15 protein-coding genes are annotated in these 16,153 nt (G+C 68.6%); 8 read left to right on the forward strand and 7 right to left on the reverse strand.

The window, feature by feature from the left end; all coding sequences use genetic code 11:
* Positions 1 to 47 precede the first annotated feature (47 nt).
* The gene (locus tag DYE23_RS02680) at positions 48 to 401 is read left to right on the forward strand and encodes a VOC family protein (protein ID WP_011891252.1); all 354 of its coding nucleotides are present in this window, start codon (positions 48 to 50) and stop codon (positions 399 to 401) included.
* Between the two features lie 22 nt (positions 402 to 423).
* Here DYE23_RS02680 and DYE23_RS02685 read toward each other — a convergent pair whose 3' ends face one another.
* The 4 genes from DYE23_RS02685 to DYE23_RS02700 all read right to left on the reverse strand — a co-directional run bounded on the left by DYE23_RS02685 (position 424) and on the right by DYE23_RS02700 (position 4,319).
* Positions 424 to 1,752, reverse strand: coding sequence for an LLM class flavin-dependent oxidoreductase (locus DYE23_RS02685; RefSeq protein ID WP_115326425.1), 1,329 nt, complete (start codon positions 1,750 to 1,752; stop codon positions 424 to 426).
* On the reverse strand, positions 1,749 to 2,069 hold the full coding sequence (locus tag DYE23_RS02690; RefSeq protein ID WP_011891250.1) for a hypothetical protein: 321 nt from the start codon (positions 2,067 to 2,069) through the stop codon (positions 1,749 to 1,751). Before DYE23_RS02690 ends, DYE23_RS02685 begins: the two co-directional genes overlap by 4 nt.
* Positions 2,066 to 3,568 carry a sodium:solute symporter family transporter gene (locus tag DYE23_RS02695; protein ID WP_172527693.1) on the reverse strand — a complete coding sequence of 501 codons (1,503 nt, stop codon included), beginning with the start codon at positions 3,566 to 3,568 and terminating at the stop codon, positions 2,066 to 2,068. The genes DYE23_RS02690 and DYE23_RS02695 overlap by 4 nt, the downstream gene beginning before the upstream one ends.
* A 127-nt stretch (positions 3,569 to 3,695) precedes the next feature.
* Positions 3,696 to 4,319 (reverse strand): CYTH domain-containing protein, encoded by a 624-nt coding sequence (locus DYE23_RS02700; protein ID WP_011891248.1) that lies wholly within the window; start codon positions 4,317 to 4,319, stop codon positions 3,696 to 3,698.
* Between the two features lie 181 nt (positions 4,320 to 4,500).
* Between DYE23_RS02700 and clpB the strand changes: the two genes are divergently transcribed.
* The 5 genes from clpB to DYE23_RS02725 all read left to right on the forward strand — a co-directional run bounded on the left by clpB (position 4,501) and on the right by DYE23_RS02725 (position 10,367).
* Positions 4,501 to 7,047 carry an ATP-dependent chaperone ClpB gene (gene clpB, locus DYE23_RS02705; protein ID WP_115326426.1) on the forward strand — a complete coding sequence of 849 codons (2,547 nt, stop codon included), beginning with the start codon at positions 4,501 to 4,503 and terminating at the stop codon, positions 7,045 to 7,047.
* A gap of 188 nt (positions 7,048 to 7,235) precedes the next feature.
* A complete protein-coding gene (ttfA, locus tag DYE23_RS02710; RefSeq protein WP_013470523.1) occupies positions 7,236 to 8,033 on the forward strand; it encodes a trehalose monomycolate transport factor TtfA in 798 nt (265 codons plus the stop codon).
* A 14-nt stretch (positions 8,034 to 8,047) separates the two neighbouring features.
* A complete protein-coding gene (locus DYE23_RS02715) occupies positions 8,048 to 8,824 on the forward strand; it encodes an SDR family NAD(P)-dependent oxidoreductase (RefSeq protein ID WP_115326427.1) in 777 nt (258 codons plus the stop codon).
* The gene (locus DYE23_RS02720; protein ID WP_011891245.1) at positions 8,825 to 9,727 is read left to right on the forward strand and encodes a hypothetical protein; all 903 of its coding nucleotides are present in this window, start codon (positions 8,825 to 8,827) and stop codon (positions 9,725 to 9,727) included.
* Positions 9,720 to 10,367, forward strand: a complete 648-nt coding sequence (locus tag DYE23_RS02725) for a TrmH family RNA methyltransferase (protein ID WP_115326428.1) — start codon at positions 9,720 to 9,722, stop codon at positions 10,365 to 10,367. The genes DYE23_RS02720 and DYE23_RS02725 overlap by 8 nt, the downstream gene beginning before the upstream one ends.
* On the opposite strand, the gene DYE23_RS02730 is transcribed toward DYE23_RS02725, so the two are convergent.
* Both DYE23_RS02730 and DYE23_RS02735 read right to left on the reverse strand, forming a co-directional pair.
* On the reverse strand, positions 10,251 to 11,852 hold the full coding sequence (locus DYE23_RS02730) for an MFS transporter (protein WP_115326429.1): 1,602 nt from the start codon (positions 11,850 to 11,852) through the stop codon (positions 10,251 to 10,253). The genes DYE23_RS02725 and DYE23_RS02730 overlap by 117 nt on opposite strands.
* Positions 11,849 to 12,391, reverse strand: a complete 543-nt coding sequence (locus DYE23_RS02735; protein WP_011891242.1) for a TetR/AcrR family transcriptional regulator — start codon at positions 12,389 to 12,391, stop codon at positions 11,849 to 11,851. The genes DYE23_RS02730 and DYE23_RS02735 overlap by 4 nt, the downstream gene beginning before the upstream one ends.
* A 73-nt stretch (positions 12,392 to 12,464) precedes the next feature.
* Here DYE23_RS02735 and DYE23_RS02740 point away from each other — a divergent pair, with 73 nt between their 5' ends.
* Positions 12,465 to 13,598, forward strand: a complete 1,134-nt coding sequence (locus DYE23_RS02740; RefSeq protein WP_115326430.1) for a glycoside hydrolase family 76 protein — start codon at positions 12,465 to 12,467, stop codon at positions 13,596 to 13,598.
* Complete coding sequence (gene nhaA / locus DYE23_RS02745) at positions 13,585 to 15,438, forward strand: Na+/H+ antiporter NhaA (RefSeq protein WP_372516201.1); 1,854 nt, start codon at positions 13,585 to 13,587, stop codon at positions 15,436 to 15,438. Before DYE23_RS02740 ends, nhaA begins: the two co-directional genes overlap by 14 nt.
* Here the strand turns inward: nhaA and DYE23_RS02750 are convergent.
* Positions 15,435 to 16,121 carry a VTT domain-containing protein gene (locus tag DYE23_RS02750; protein WP_049777382.1) on the reverse strand — a complete coding sequence of 229 codons (687 nt, stop codon included), beginning with the start codon at positions 16,119 to 16,121 and terminating at the stop codon, positions 15,435 to 15,437. The two genes, nhaA and DYE23_RS02750, sit on opposite strands and share 4 nt — an antisense overlap.
* Between the last annotated feature and the right edge of the window lie 32 nt (positions 16,122 to 16,153).

The raw sequence follows: 16,153 nt of genomic DNA on the forward strand, positions 1-16,153 counted from the left end.
CGGTCGGTACGGAGGAGACCGTTCGAATCAGACGAGAAGGGAGCCGCATGTCGCTCACCCATGTGCTCGCGGTCGTCCACGTCACCGACGTCGACGCCGGCAGAAGGTGGTACGCCACGCTGTTCGGCAGACCCGAGGGCAACAACCCGATGCCGACGCTGGTCGAATGGCAGGTGCTGCCCGGAGCCTGGGTACAGGTCTTCCTTGACCCGGACAGGGCGGGCACCGACGAGCTGAACTTCGCGGTCGACGACCTCGACCGGCATGTCCGGGAACTGCGGGCCCGCGGTCTGGAGCCCGGTGACATCGTCGACGCGAGCAACGGGGTTCGCCTGTCGCGCATGCCGGATCCCGACGGCAACGTCGTCACCCTGATAGGCGGGTTCCGGGTCGTGTACTGACCCGACTCACCCGGTCCTGAGATCAATACTCCCGCAGGCTCTCTCGCAGTGTGGTTCCGGGGTAGCGGGTGCGGAACCGGCCGCGCTTCTGCAGTTCGGGGACCAGCAGCTCGGTCATGTCGTTGAAGCAGCCGGGGGTGTCGGTGGCCAGCATCATGAAGCCGTTGCAGTCGCCTTCGTCGAGGTACTGCTCCATCTGGTCGGCCACGTCGGCGGGCATGCCGACCGCGACCGGCGCGCCCATCGAGACCCCGTAGATCTGGGCGGCTTCGCGCACGGTGACGGGGGCGCCGTCCTTGGCTTCGAGGATCGCGTCGAACAGACCGCGGATGCCTTGGACGTCGGCGTCGACGACGTTGTCGTCGAGGCCGAGGGTGGAGAAGTCGAAACCGGTGTGGCCGGACAGGATTCCGAGTGCGCTTTCGATCTGGACGTTCTCGACGAACTCGGCGTAGCGGTCGTTGGCGCGGCCCTTGTCGCGGTCGATGATGGTCTGCAGGCCGTAGATCAGCTTCACCGACTCCGGGTCACGTCCGGCGTCGCTGGCGCGGGTGCGGATGTCGGTGGCGTAGGCTCGCATGCTCTTCGGGGTGGGGAAGATGCCGAACACCGATTCGGCGTGGCGGGAGGCGAATTCGCGTCCCTGATCCGAGGAGCCGGCCTGCCAGAGCACCGGGCGCTTCTGCGGTGACGGCGCGACGAAGTGCCGTCCCCTGGACTGGAAGAACTCGCCCTGGAAGTTCACTTCACGGACCTTGGCCGGGTCGGCGAAGACGCCGTTGTCGCGGTCGTAGACGATCGCGTCGTCATCCCAGGAGTCCCACAGCTGATAGAGCAGCTGCATGTACTCCTCGACCACCTCGTAGCGCTTGTCGCGCGGGGTGAGGTTCTCCTTGCCCATGGCCTGGAACTCGCTCTTGGAGTACGAGGTGACGATGTTCCAGCCGACGCGGCCGCCGGTGAGGTGATCGAGGGTGGAGAGTTGGCGGGCCATCATGTAGGGCGGCACGAAGGACGTCGACAAGGTGATGCCGATGCCGAGGTGCTTGGTGAAGGCGCCGACGATCGGTACGACGCTGGCGGGTTCGTGCACCGGGCATTGGCCGGCGAACTTCACCACCGGATCGGAACTGCCCTTGTAGGTGGTGTAAGGGGCCAGCTCGTCGGCGATGAACATCGCGTCGAACAGCCCGCGTTCCATGGTCCGGCCCAGGTCGCGCCAGTACTCGGGGCGTGACCAGTGGTATCCGACCTTGTCGCGCGGGTGCGCCCACATCGTCGAGGCGTGGTTCATCACACCGTGCTGAACGAACCCCAGCAGATGGGCTTTGCGCTTAGCGCTGTCGGTCATGCGGCAACTCTCCGATCGATGAGGAATGCGACTGTCACCGCGACCGCCGAGCCGATCGCGAGAATGGCCGGCAGGTACCAGAACACGCTGTCGACACCGAGCAGGACGATCACCGATGTGGAAGCGATGACCGCAGCGCCGGCCTTCCAGGTGAACGTCGTCGCGGCCCCTTCGAGCTCCCCGGCGGAGTCGGGTCCGGCATCACCGTCACTGGTCAGGATGTCCCGACGGACCCGCAGGAACGTCTGAATTCCCAGTGCGACATAGACGATTCCGATGGCGACGCCCGCGATGACGGCGATCCAGAACGCGATCATCGGACCGGATCCGGTTCTGCGACAGGGGCTTCGGTGATCACATCGCCGGCCAGGGCGTCGCCCCGGCGCAGCGATCCGTAATCGAAGGTCTGCCTGGACAGCAGGCTGATGCCGACGGCGGCCACGAGTGAGATCCCTTCCAACGTGATGATTCCGGCGAGTTCGCCGACGTACTGACGTACCGGGTAACCGACGGCGACGGCGAGCACCAGGCTGGCGACGAACGCCGTGGAGGTCATGCGCTTCCAGAAGATGGCCAGGCCCAGCGGAATGATCAGCGCTGCCTTGAGGAAGAACACGGTGGTGACGAGCTCGACGTAGTCGATGCCCGAGCTGACCACGATGCCGCCGATCACGCCGGCGACCAGGATCGAGGTCTTGGTGTAGCGGAACAACGACTTCGGCGCGATGTCCGGTTTGGCCTGCTTGAGGATGTCGACCGCGACCACGGAGGACAGCGCCGAGAACGCACCGTCGATCGACGAGTAGCAGGCGTTCAGGATGATCAGCACGTACAGCGCGATCAGGATCACCGGCAGACCCAGGTGGCTGATGACGTACGGCCCGATGCCGCCGGCGCCCGCGTCGCCGAGATCCTCTGGGGTCACCCCGAATCCGAGACCCACCAGGCCGAGCAGGCCGAGCACGATCGGGATCGGATAGAACCACAGCCCGGCCCACACGAAGGTGCGGCCCATCGACGCCGGCTTGAGCGCCCAGGCCTTCTGCCAGAACGTCTGGTCGGCCATCGTCGAGGCGAGCAGGCCCAGCGCCAGCGAGATGCCGAATGCCGCTGCGGCAGAACCGTCGAACGCGTCGAGGGTGTTCGCGCCGGCCTCGTCGACCTTCAGGAACACGAGCTCGGGTCCGCCGACCTTCTGCAGCACGAACAGCACGACGATCGCGGCGGGCACGGTGATGAGCAGGGTGTTGAACGTCGCGGTGATCGCCGAGGTCCACAACCCGCCGAAGTAGGAGTAGACGGTGACCGTCAGCAGCGTCAGGATCAGCACCGCGGTCGGATCGAGGCCGAAGACGACGCCCATCACCAGCACCACGCCGAACAGGTTGATGAAGATCTCGGCGAGTAGCCCGAGCAGCATCGCGACCAGCATCACCGTCGTCGCGGGCTTGTTCTGGAAACGCTCACGGATGAACTCGACGATCGTGTAGCCGGCCGGCATCTGACGGCGCAGCCGCAGCGCGAACGGCACCATCACCATGACCGCCAGGCCGTTGGGCACCACGAACCAGAGCAGGCCCGAGGTGCCGAACGAGAAGGCCTGCGCCGAGGACATCATCACCGCCATCGACCAGGTCCAGACGGCGATGACGGATCCGACGCCGAAGCCGAAACCGATGCGGCGGTCGGCAATCACGAAACCGTGGGTGTTCCTGACCATCGTGCGCACCGCGAAGGCCACGACGAACATCAGGGCACCCAGCCCGAGCATCAGCGCGATGCCGATGCCCGGTGAGAGGTTGGACGGGTGGAACACGCGGGACTCCTCGGGCGGGCTGACTCTCGCCGCAGTGCAGCGGCTGCGCCAGCTTCGTCGCCCCGGAGGCTTCGGAGAAGACTTGAACTCAGGGTGAGTCGAATCGTCCCAAGCGTTGTATCAGCGCCTAGGTGCCCTCGAACTGGTTCTGTCCGAGGCTGTCGACGAACCGCGGTCCGATCAGGTCGAGCTCGCGGCCGTACGCCTCGGCCCACCCGCCGAACGGATGGTGCGCGAGGTACTCGTTGCGGAAGCGGTCGTCCTCGGAGACCTCGGTGGTGCAGAACGACGGGATCGCGAGATCGACGACGGGTCCGTCGCGTTCGACCTCGGTCAGCACCAGCGGAGCGTTGCCGCCCAGGAACCGGTCGATCACCCAGCCGTCCTCACCCAGCCAGACCGACGACCGGATCTTGAGGACGACGTGGGCGGCGCGCGTGACGATCTGGCCGGCGACCAACGGATCGAGTTCACGCTCGGCCTCATAGCGGGTGCCGCCCGCGGCGGGGCCCTTGGCGGTCATGGTGCCGATCGCGTCGTCGCCGAGCGCCGTCACGAGATCGGAGACCTCCCGGTCCAGGTCCGCGGGCGCCGGGCCCTGCAGCCGGACCCGGACCGCGTAGCCGTCCGAGGCGAACAGATACGCCTGCGCGATCAGGACCGGGGACGGGTCGGACGCGGCGACGGCGGGCATGTCACGGACGAAGAACTTGCGTTCGAACTCGAAATCACCGATGCCGGAATCGGACATCTGGCGACGTTAACCCGGCCGCGGCCGGTTGTGTCGGCACGCGGTCCGTGTCCAGGCTTGAAAATCCCGCCGAAATTGATCAGAGTTGAGCGGAACAGACTCAACCTTGACGGCGTTGAGGAAGGCGAGAAGCATTTTTCCAGGGCCACCTCATGGCCCTCTGTATACGAAAGGGAGTGTCGTGGACTCGTTCAATCCGACGACCAAGACCCAGGCGGCCCTGACTTCGGCGCTGCAGGCGGCGACAGCCGCGGGCAACCCGCAGATCACTCCCGCCCACCTGTTGATGGCATTGCTCACCCAGAACGATGGCATTGCCGCACCTCTGCTCGAGGCCGTCGGTGTCGAACCCGCGACCATCCGCGCCGAGACGCAGCGTCTGCTCGACCGGCTGCCCAGCGCAACCGGCTCGGCGTCGCAACCCCAGCTGTCCCCACCGGCGATCGCCGCGATCACCGCGGCGACGCACCTGGCCACCGAGATGGACGACGAGTACGTCTCCACCGAACACCTGTTGGTCGGCCTCGCCACCGGTGACAGCGACGTCGCCAAGGTGCTCACCGGGCACGGCGCCTCACCGCAGGCGCTGCGCGAGGCGTTCGTCAAGGTCCGCGGCAGCGCCCGGGTCACCAACCCCGATCCCGAGGGCACCTATCAGGCGCTGGAGAAGTACTCCACCGACCTGACCGCGCGCGCCAGGGAGGGCAAGCTCGACCCGGTCATCGGCCGCGACCACGAGATCCGTCGTGTCGTGCAGGTCCTGAGCCGCCGCACCAAGAACAACCCGGTGCTCATCGGCGAACCCGGTGTCGGCAAGACCGCGATCGTGGAGGGCCTGGCCCAGCGCATCGTCGCCGGCGACGTCCCCGAGAGCCTGCGCGACAAGACCGTCGTCTCGCTCGACATGGGCTCGATGGTGGCCGGCGCGAAGTACCGCGGTGAGTTCGAGGAGCGGCTCAAGGCCGTCCTCGACGACATCAAGAACTCGGCCGGACAGATCATCACCTTCATCGACGAGTTGCACACCATCGTCGGCGCCGGTGCCACCGGCGAATCGGCGATGGACGCCGGCAACATGATCAAGCCGATGCTGGCCCGCGGCGAGCTGCGGCTGGTGGGCGCGACCACCCTCGACGAGTACCGCAAGTACATCGAGAAGGATGCCGCGCTGGAACGACGCTTCCAGCAGGTGCTGGTCGGCGAACCGTCCGTCGAGGACACCGTCGGCATTCTGCGCGGGCTCAAGGACCGCTACGAGGTGCACCACGGTGTGCGCATCACCGACTCCTCGCTGGTCGCGGCGGCCACCCTCAGTGACCGCTACATCACGTCGCGCTTCCTGCCCGACAAGGCCATCGACCTGGTCGACGAGGCGGCGTCGCGGCTGCGGATGGAGATCGACTCCCGGCCTGTCGAGATCGACGAGGTCGAGCGGCTGGTCCGTCGCCTCGAGATCGAGGAGATGGCACTCGCCAAGGAGGAAGACGCCGCGTCGAAGGACCGCCTGGAGAAGCTGCGCGCCGAGCTGGCCGACAAGAAGGAACAACTGGCCGAGCTGACCACGCGCTGGCAGAACGAGAAGAGCGCCATCGACGTCGTCCGCGAACTCAAGGAACAGCTGGAATCGCTGCGCGGCGAGGCCGACCGGGCCGAGCGTGACGGCGATCTGGCCAAGGCCGCCGAGCTCCGCTACGGACGCATCCCCGAGGTCGAGAAGAAGCTCGACGCGGCGCTGCCCCACGCGGAGGCACGCGAGAACGTGATGCTCAAGGAGGAGGTCGGTCCCGACGACATCGCCGAGGTGGTCGAGGCGTGGACCGGCATCCCGGCCGGCCGCATGCTCGAAGGCGAGACCGCCAAGCTGCTCCGGATGGAGGAGGAGCTGGGCAAGCGGGTGGTCGGCCAGCGCAAGGCCGTCACCGCGGTCTCCGATGCGGTGCGCCGGTCGCGGGCCGGTGTCGCCGACCCGAACCGGCCGACGGGCTCGTTCATGTTCCTCGGCCCGACCGGTGTCGGTAAGACCGAGCTGGCCAAGGCACTTGCCGAGTTCCTGTTCGACGACGAGCGCGCGATGGTCCGCATCGACATGAGCGAGTACGGCGAGAAGCACTCGGTGGCTCGCCTGGTCGGTGCGCCTCCCGGCTACGTCGGCTACGACCAGGGCGGTCAGCTGACCGAGGCGGTGCGGCGGCGTCCGTACACGGTAATCCTGTTCGACGAGATCGAGAAGGCCCACCCGGACGTGTTCGACGTGCTGCTGCAGGTCCTCGACGAGGGCAGGCTGACCGACGGGCAGGGACGCACGGTCGACTTCCGCAACACCATCCTGATCCTGACGTCCAACCTCGGCGCCGGCGGTTCCGAGGAGCAGGTGATGGCCGCGGTGCGGGCGGCGTTCAAGCCGGAGTTCATCAACCGGCTCGACGACGTGATCATGTTCGACGCGCTCGATCCCGAGCAGCTGGTGTCGATCGTCGACATCCAGCTCGAGCAGCTCGCCAAGCGGCTGGCTCAGCGCAGGCTGACGCTGGAGGTGTCGCTGCCCGCCAAGAAGTGGCTGGCCGAGCGTGGGTTCGACCCGCTCTACGGCGCGCGGCCGCTGCGGCGGCTGGTGCAGCAGGCCATCGGCGACCAGCTGGCCAGGATGCTGCTGGCGGGTCAGGTGCACGACGGCGACGTGGTGCCGGTGAACCTCAGCGCGGACGGGGACTCCCTGGTTCTGGGATGAGCGCTCGCGCGAAGACCCGACAGCTGGGCTGAGCGCTGGCGCGAAGACCCCGCCACACCCTCGGTGTGGCGGGGTTTTTCGTGTGTGGACGTCGCGAGCGAGCGTCCAGAGCGTCGATCCACCTCGTGACCTGGTTGTGATCTGCTCGAATTCTCAGATCCCGCCGCCGAGAAGTTACTCTGGAGCCAATGGTCCCGCTTTGGTTCACGCTGTCCGCACTCTGCTTCGTGGGTGCGGCTGTATTGCTGTACGTCGATCTCGACCGTCGTCGCGGGTTGGGCCGTCGCCGCAAGTCATGGGCGAAATCGCACGGCTTCGACTACGAACACGAGTCCACCGACATCATCAAGCGCTGGAAGCGCGGCGTGATGTCGACCGTCGGCGACGTGACCGCCAGGAACGTGGTGCTCGGGCAGATCCGCGGCGAGGCGGTGTTCATCTTCGACCTCGACGACGTCGCGACGGTGATCGCGCTGCACCGCAAGGTCGGCACCAACGTCACCGTCGACATGCGGCTCAAGGACGTCAAGGAGCCCCGCGAGAGCGACATCTGGCTGCTCGGTGCGATCGGACCGCGGATGGTGTATTCCACCAACCTCGACGCCGCGCGCCGCGCCTGCGACCGCCGCATGGTGACGTTCGCCCACACCGCGCCGGACTGCGCCGAGATCATGTGGAACGAAGGCAACTGGACGCTGATCAGCATGCCGGTCACCAGCACCCGCGCCCAGTGGGACGAGGGGCTGCGCACCGTGCGGCAGTTCAACGACCTGCTGCGCGTGCTGCCGCCGGTGCCGACCGCGGCCACCGGTCAGCCCGTCGCCCGCCGCACAGGCTCGCCGAGTCGCCCGCTCACGCCCGCACCCGCAGGCCGCGACCTGCCGCCCGGCCCCGCCGGCCCGGTCGGTCCGCCGCCGCGTCGACCGGCACCTCAGGGCCCGCCCCCGCCCCGCAGCGGGCAGCAGTCGCCCAACTATCAGCGGTAAGTATTCTCTGGGGCATGACCCGCCCCGTCGCACTGATCACCGGACCCACGTCCGGTCTGGGCGAGGGTTTCGCGCGCCGCTACGCCGTCGACGGTTACGACCTGGTGCTGGTCGCCCGCGACGAGTCACGGCTGAACACGCTGGCCGCCGAGCTGCGCGACGAGGCGGGAACCGCCGTCGAGGTGATCCGCGCCGATCTGGCGGATGCCGCGGACCGCGCCCTGGTCGCCGACCGTCTGCGCGCCGGGGTTCAGGTCCTGGTCAACAACGCGGGCTTCGGCACCTCCGGTGAATTCTGGACCACCGACTACGCCGTGCTGCAGTCCCAGCTGGACGTCAACGTCACCGCCGTCATGCAGCTCACCCACGCGGCCCTGCCGTCGATGCTCGACGCCGGGCGGGGCACGGTCCTCAACGTCGCCAGCGTGGCGGGGCTGCTCCCGGGACGCGGCTCGACGTACTCGGCGTCGAAGGCGTGGGTGGTGTCGTTCACCGAAGGCCTGGCCAACGGTCTCGACGGCACCGGCGTTGGGGTGCACGCGCTGTGTCCGGGCTTCGTGCACACCGAGTTCCACGAGCGGGCCGGCATCGACATGGCCGGCACCGCGGGATTCCTGTGGCTCGAGGTCGACGACGTCGTGCGCGAGACGATGGCCGATGTGGCCAAGAACCGGGTCGTCATCATCCCGGGTCTGCAGTACAAGGCGCTGACCACCGGGGGCCGGCTGGTGCCGCGCAACGTGGTGCGCGCGCTGACGAAAGTGGTGGGCAAGGGCCGTGGCCGGACCTGAGTGCCTGTGCGTCTGATCGCTCTGCTGGCCGCGCTGGTGCTCGCGGTCGCCTCGTGCTCGGGTGATTCCGCCGATCGCCGCGATGTCTTCTCGGTGCCGACGGCGACGCTGGGCGAGTCGCAGACGCTGCTCGGATGGAACATGTCGGTGGCCAACCTGCGGTTCGAGGCCGAGTACGTCCTCGTCGACGTGGACGCCGCACCCGCCCGGGAGGGCGAGCCGCACGCGGCGCCCGAGGACCTGCGGTTCGGGCTCTACGGCGCCCTCGTCCACCCTCTGGAGGCCGACGGACTCGGCAGCTGCGAGGACGTGACAAGCCTTGGCGTCAACCCTGTTTCGGCGTCACCGGACCGGATGAGCGGAACGGTGTGCATCGGCCCGCTGCGTGACCGGTCCCAGGTGCGCGGGGTATACGCGTATTCGCCGCGCGACCGCATCGCCGAAACCACCGTCGCGTACCCGGCGGCGTTCCCGGTCGGGGTGCTGCCCACCAATTCCAGCGAGACCGGACTGTCGGTGAAGACCAGCAGTGTGGATGCGTTCCGTGCCGACGGCGCGCAGCTGAACCCGACCGCCCTCGGTGACCCCGCCGCGTTCACCGGCAACGGATACATGCTGCTCGGACTCGAAGTCGACGGCCTGGCGGCGCGATACCGGGACGACTCGGCGCAGCGCGGCGGGCCGATGATGGTGCTGACCGCGCCGACCATCCCGGGCAAGGGGCTCAGCCACGCCTGCGACGTCTACGGCTCCTCGGTGCTGGTGCTCCCGGAGGCGTCACGGGAGGCGGTCCAGTTGCGAGCGTCGCTGTGCACGCAGGGCGAGATCAACGCCGCGCTGCTGTACGCGACGGTGTCCCTGGTCGGGACGCACGCGGCGCTGTGGACCACCGACGATGGCTGAGCCGCCCGGTCCCACCGAGTGGGGCGGCGACGGTCACGGTGTCGGCCCCTGGTCCGGTCCGCCACCCGACGACCCGCGCTACGACCCGGCATTGCTCAGGGACGGTGACAGCCGCAATGTCGTTGACGCCTACCGGTATTGGACGCGTGAGGCCATCATCGCCGACATCGACACCCGCAGACACCCGCTGCATGTGGCGATCGAGAACTTCGGCAACGACGCCAACATCGGCGGCGTGGTGCGGACGGCGAACGCGTTCGCGGTGGACACCGTCCACATCGTCGGCCGGCGCCGCTGGAACCGGCGCGGTGCGATGGTGACCGATCGCTATCAACGGCTGTGCCATCACGACACCACGGCCGGGCTGCTCGGCTTCGCCGCCGAGGCCGGACTGACCGTCGTGGCCGTCGACAACGTGCCGGGCGCCGTCAGGGTCGAGGAGCTCAGCTTGCCCCGCGAGTGCCTGCTGATCTTCGGCGCCGAAGGTCCCGGGATCACCGAGGACGCGAAAACCGGTGCGGCACTAGCTGTGTCGATTGCCCAATTCGGCTCCACCCGCAGTATCAACGCCTCCGTCGCCGCGGGCATCGTGATGCACGCCTGGATCAGGCAGCACGCCGACCTCAGCCGGGCCTGGTGACCGCAGCAGCCACCACACCGCGACGGCCGAGGTCAGCAGCAGTGCCGCTCCGACACCGGCCGAGACCGAAAGGCCAAGGGTGAACGACTCTTTCGCGGAGTCGAGAAGCGCGCTCTGCGCAGCGTCGGGGAGCCCGCGGGCGGCGTCGATGGCCTTCGGGAGCGAGTCGCGGGCCTGCGCCGCGGCGTCGGCCGGGACGCCCGCGGGGATGGTGACCGTGCGGTACACCGCGGTGAGGATCGAACCCAGCACCGCGATACCCAGGGCCATACCGAGTTCGTAGGCGGTCTCGGACACCGCGGCTGCCGCGCCGGCACGTTCCTTCGGGACGCTGGCGAGGATCACGTCGCTGGCGACGGTGAACGCCAGACCGAGCCCGACGCCGACCACGAACAGCGAGATCCCCAGTGGCAGATACGGGGTGAGGGGCCGGAAGATCAGCAACGACGCCATCAGAGCGGCCATCGCGGTCCCGACGAGCGCCAGCCCCGTGGTGAGCACGCTGCGATGCGAGAAGTAGCGCACGGCCACTCCGGCCAGGACGCCGAACACCGTGGCGGTCACGGCCGCGGGCAGCTCGGCCAGCCCGGCCTTCAAAGGCCCGTAACCGTGCACGAGCTGGAAGTACTGGGACAGGAAGAACACCAGGCCGGACAGGCCGAGCACGGAGAACAGGTTGGCGCCCACCACGCCGGAGAACCTCGGGTTGGCGAACAGCCGGACGTCGATGAGCGGGTGGGGCAGCCGCAGCTGGCGCCGCACGAACAGCGTCAGCGCCGCGGCCCCGACGGCGGCCGCGATCACCACCTCGGCGCCGAGCCCGTGCACCAGGCCGGTGAAGCCCTCCTTGATCGCGTAGACGATGCCCAGCATCCCGACCATCGACAGCGCGACACTGGGCAGGTCCCAGGGGCCCGGGTCGGGATCGCGGTGTTCGGGCAGCAGCACCAGTCCGCCCACGAGCAGGATCACCATGACCGGGATGTTGATCAGGAAGACCGACCCCCACCAGAAGTGCTCCAGCAGAACGCCACCCACCACCGGACCCAGTGCGGCGCCGGCCGAGAACGCCGAAGCCCAGATGCCGACGGCGATGCTGCGCTCACGAGAGTCGGGGAACAGGCCGCGGATCAGGGCCAGCGTTGCGGGTGCCAGCGTCGCTCCGGCCATGCCCAGCAGCGCGCGGGTCCCGATCAGCATCTCGGGGCTGGTCGAGTACGCGGTCAGTGCCGAGACGGCGCCGAATGCCGTTGCGCCGCAGAGCAACAGCTTGCGGTGGCCGACGCGGTCGCCGAGGCTGCCCATCGTGACCAGCAGCGCGGCCAGCACGAACGAGTAGATGTCGCCGATCCACAGCAGTTCGGTGCCCGTCGCGCCGAGGTCGGCGCTGATGAACGGGGTGGCCAGCGCGAGCACGGTGCCGTCGACACCGATGAGCAGCACGGCCAGGGTCAGGACGCCCAGGGCGAGCCAGCGTCTGCTCATCGGGGAGTCGCTCCGTTGAGTAGTAGGTCGAGGATCAGTCGGTTGAAGTCGCGGGCGGCGGCCCGCCCGGCGCGCACGCTCCACGCCGTGCCCCCGATCAGGCCGTAGAGCGCCTCGGTGAGCCAGGCCGCGGGCAGTTCGGGGCGGAAGTCGCCGTCGCGCTGCCCGCGCAGGAACAGGTCGGTAATCGCCGTGTCGATCTCCTGCCAGGCGTCCAGCGTGGAGTCGAAGTCGAGTTCCTGGCTCTGGCTGTACAGCAACGCGAGGTACGGCGACACCGGTTCGCACGCGGTGACCAGCCGGCGCAGCGCGTCGATGGCTGAATCCTCCTGTAGCCGAGCGTCTTCGAGGACATCGCGCATCTCCGCCACGGCGAGTTCCTCGAGCGCCGCCATCAACGCCGGACGCCCCGCGAAGTGCCGGTGCAGGGTCGCGCGGCTCACGCCCACCGCGGCGGCGATCTCGTCCTGCGTCGCGTTGGGACGCCGACCGAGAAAATCCGCGGCAGCGCGCAGGAGATCGTCCCGGGACAGCGCCATGCGACGAGAGTATCTCAAATGAGACAAAAATGTCTCATAGCTGTCGGACCGCCGATAGGGCAGGATCAACGTCATGGATCAGATGTGGGCCAACCGCGCCGCCAGCGCCGAAGCCGCCATCACCACCCGGCACCTGCGTCGGGTGTGGGGACTACCCGGCACGCAGCTCGGGGTGGTCGCCTGGCCCGCGGCGACCGGCCACCGCCGGTTCGGCACGTGGCACTACTGGTGGCAGGCACATCTGCTCGACAACCTCGTCGACGCCCAGCTGCGGGACCCTGCGCCCGAGCGCCTCACCCGGATCAACCGCCAGATCCGGGGTCAGCGGATCCGCAACATCGGCAAGTGGACCAACAGCTACTACGACGACATGGCCTGGCTGGCACTGGCGCTCGAACGCGCGCAGCGGCTCACCGGCGTCGGCCGGCCCAAGGCGCTGGACACGCTGGCCGACCAGTTCCTCACGGCGTGGGTGCCCGAGGACGGCGGCGGAATCCCATGGCGCAAGCAGGACCAGTTCTTCAACGCGCCCGCCAACGGGCCCGCGGCGATCTTCCTGGCACGGCACCTGGCCGCGCAGGGCGAGAGCCTGCGCCGGGCCCAGCAGATGGCCGACTGGATCGACGAGACGCTGCTCGACCCGCAGACCCATCTGATCTTCGACGGCATCAAGGGCGGCTCGCTGGTCCGCGCGCAGTACACCTACTGCCAGGGTGTGGTGCTGGGCGTCGAGACCGAGCTCGCCGCGCGCACATCCGACTCCCGGCACGCCGAACGCGTGCACCGCTTGGTGGCCGCAGTCGCCGAACACATGGCGCCGGGCGGCGTCATCAACGGCGCCGGCGGCGGTGACGGCGGGCTGTTCAACGGCATCCTCGCGCGCTACCTGGCGCTGGTCGCGACCGCGCTGCCCGGCACCTCGCCGGCCGACGAGCAGGCCCGCCGGACCGCGACGGAGCTGGTGCTCGCCTCGGGCCGGGCGGCCTGGGACAACCGCCAGACCGGCAAGGACACCGAGGATCTCCCCCTGTTCGGCGCGTTCTGGGACCGGCCCGCGCAGGTGCCCACCGCGGGGACGGCGGACGCCCGCAGCGTCGACGGCGCGGTCAACTCCTCGGAGATCCCAGAGCGGGACCTGTCGGTCCAGTTGGCGGGATGGATGCTCATGGAGGCCGCCTGCGTTGTGACCGCAGGTGACAGTGACTGAACCGGCCACGCAGCGGGGTTTCCCGCTGCTCCCGTCGCGGCTCAGCCGGGGCAGCAAGGCCACCAGAACCACCGACAACACCGCAGCCGCACTGCTGCTGACGTTCACCGTCGTCGCGATCCTGTGGGCGAACTCCCCATGGGCGCACACGTATTCGGCGCTGTTGGACACCCATGTGGGGTTCAGCTTCGGGAGCCATCACGCCGAGATGACGGTCAAGCACGTCGTCAACGACGCGCTGATGACGTTCTTCTTCTTCATCGTCGGGCTCGAGGTGACCCGCGAGTTCACCATCGGCGAGCTCACCGACCGCTCGCGCGCAGCCGTCCCGGTCGTCGCGGCCGCCGCCGGACTGATCCTGCCGGCCGTCGTGTTCCTGACGTTCAACCCGTCGGGGGAGAACGCGCACGCGTGGGGTGTGGTGATCTCGACCGACACGGCGTTCCTCGTCGGCGCGCTGGCGATCATCAAGCCGAAGTTCCCCGCCCGCGTGCGGCTGTTCCTGCTGACCCTCGCGGTGGTCGACGACGTCGGCGCGCTGATCGCGATCGCGGTGTTCTACTCCGACAGCATCCAGGTGGCGCCGCTCGTGGTGGCGGTGGCGCTGCTCGGCGCGCTCGCGTTGGTGCGCTACCTGCCCAAGGCGCGCGGTCCGGCGTACGCGGTGCTCGGCGCCGCGCTGTGGATCGCTCTGTACCTGGCCGGGATCCACCCCACCCTGGCCGGTGTCGCCGTCGCGCTGCTGATCCCCGTCTTCACCCCGGAGCGGGCGCCCGTGGAACGGGCCGTCCAGCAGATCCGGGCTTTCCGGCAGTCGCCGAACTCCCGTTACGCCCGCGCGGCGAGCCGCTCGCTGCGCGACTCGATCTCGATCAACGAGCGCCTGCAGACCGCGGTGAGCCCCGTGGTGTCGTTCGTGATCCTGCCGCTGTTCGCGCTGGTCAACGCCGGTGTGCTGCTCGACGGGCCGAGCCTGACGGCCGCCTTGCGGTCACCGCTGACCTGGGGCATCGTCGCGGGCCTGGTGGTCGGCAAATTCGTCGGGATCACCGGCGCCACGTGGCTGATCCGCAGGACCGGTCTCGGGGTGCTCGCCCCGGGGCTCACGTTGCGCCGCATCGCCGGCGGCGCGGCCCTGTCGGGTATCGGCTTCACGATCTCGCTGTTCATCGTCGATATCGCGATCGACGATCCGTCGCGCCAGGATCAGGCCCGCATCGGCGTCCTGGCCGCCTCGGTGCTCGCGTTCGCCCTCGGCTGGGCCATCTTCCGGATCACCGACTGGCTCAGCCCGCCCGAGCCCGTCGGCCTGAAACTGCTGCGGCCGATCGACCCGGAGCGCGACCACGTGCGCGGCCGTCCCGACGCACCGCTGACGCTGGTCGAGTACGGCGACTTCGAGTGCCCGTTCTGCAGCCGGGTGACGGGCGCGATCGACGAGGTCCGCGCGCACTTCGGCGACGACCTCCTCTACGTGTGGCGACACTTCCCGCTCGAACGTGCCCATCCTCGGGCGTTCGACGCGGCGCGGGCCAGCGAGGCGGCGGCGCTGCAGGGCCGGTTCTGGGAGATGACGCACGAACTGTTCACCCATCAGGACGACCTGGAGTGGTCGGACATGTACCGCTACGCGGTGGCGGCCGGGTGCGACATCGAGCAGTTCGACCAGGACGTCCGGGTGCACTCGTCGAAGGTGCTGCACCGGGTGAGCGACGACGCCGAGGACGCCGACGCGATGGATCTCAACGCCACACCGACGCTGTTCGTCAACGGCAAGCGGCACCGCGGGCCGTGGGATGCCGCGAGCCTGATCCGGGCGCTCGAAGCGGGCAGAGGCTAGCCCGCCTGCTCGCCGGCCTCCATCGGCGGTGTCGCGATGCCTGCCTGCTTGGCGGCTTTGCGACGCTTGTACCACTCGATCGCGATGGGCAGCACCGACAGGATGACGATGCCGATCACGATCGGCTCGAGGAGCTTCTGGATGATCTCGATGCGACCCAGGAAGAAGCCGAGCAGCGTCAGACCCACACCCCAGACGATGGCGCCGACGGCGTTGTAGAGGGTGAACACCGCGTAGTTCATCTTGGCTGCGCCCGCGGTGATCGGCGCCAGGGTGCGCACGATCGGAACGAAGCGCGCGATGACGATCGCGAACGGACCGCGCTGCTCGAAGAACAGGTGGGCCTCGTCGAGGTACTTCTGCTTCAGGAACCGCGCGTTCGGCGTGAACATCGCGGTGCCGACGTTGCGGCCGATCCAATACCCCACCTGGGCGCCGAGGACCGCCGCGATCGGGATGAACACCAGCAGCTGCCACAGCTGGAAGTTCACGACGGCGACGTTGCCCTCCGCCGACTGCGCCGAGATACCGGCCGCCAGCATGCCGGCGACGAACAGCAACGAGTCACCCGGAAGGATCGGGAACAGCACCCCGGACTCGACGAAGACGACCACGAGCAGACCGATCAGAGCCCACGTACCGAAGTAGCTCAGAAGGTTGATCGGGTCCAGGAAATCGGGCATCAGCGCGAGATTGTCGACGACCACGGATACCA

This window comes from Mycolicibacterium gilvum (assembly GCF_900454025.1).
GTDB lineage: Bacteria > Actinomycetota > Actinomycetes > Mycobacteriales > Mycobacteriaceae > Mycobacterium > Mycobacterium gilvum.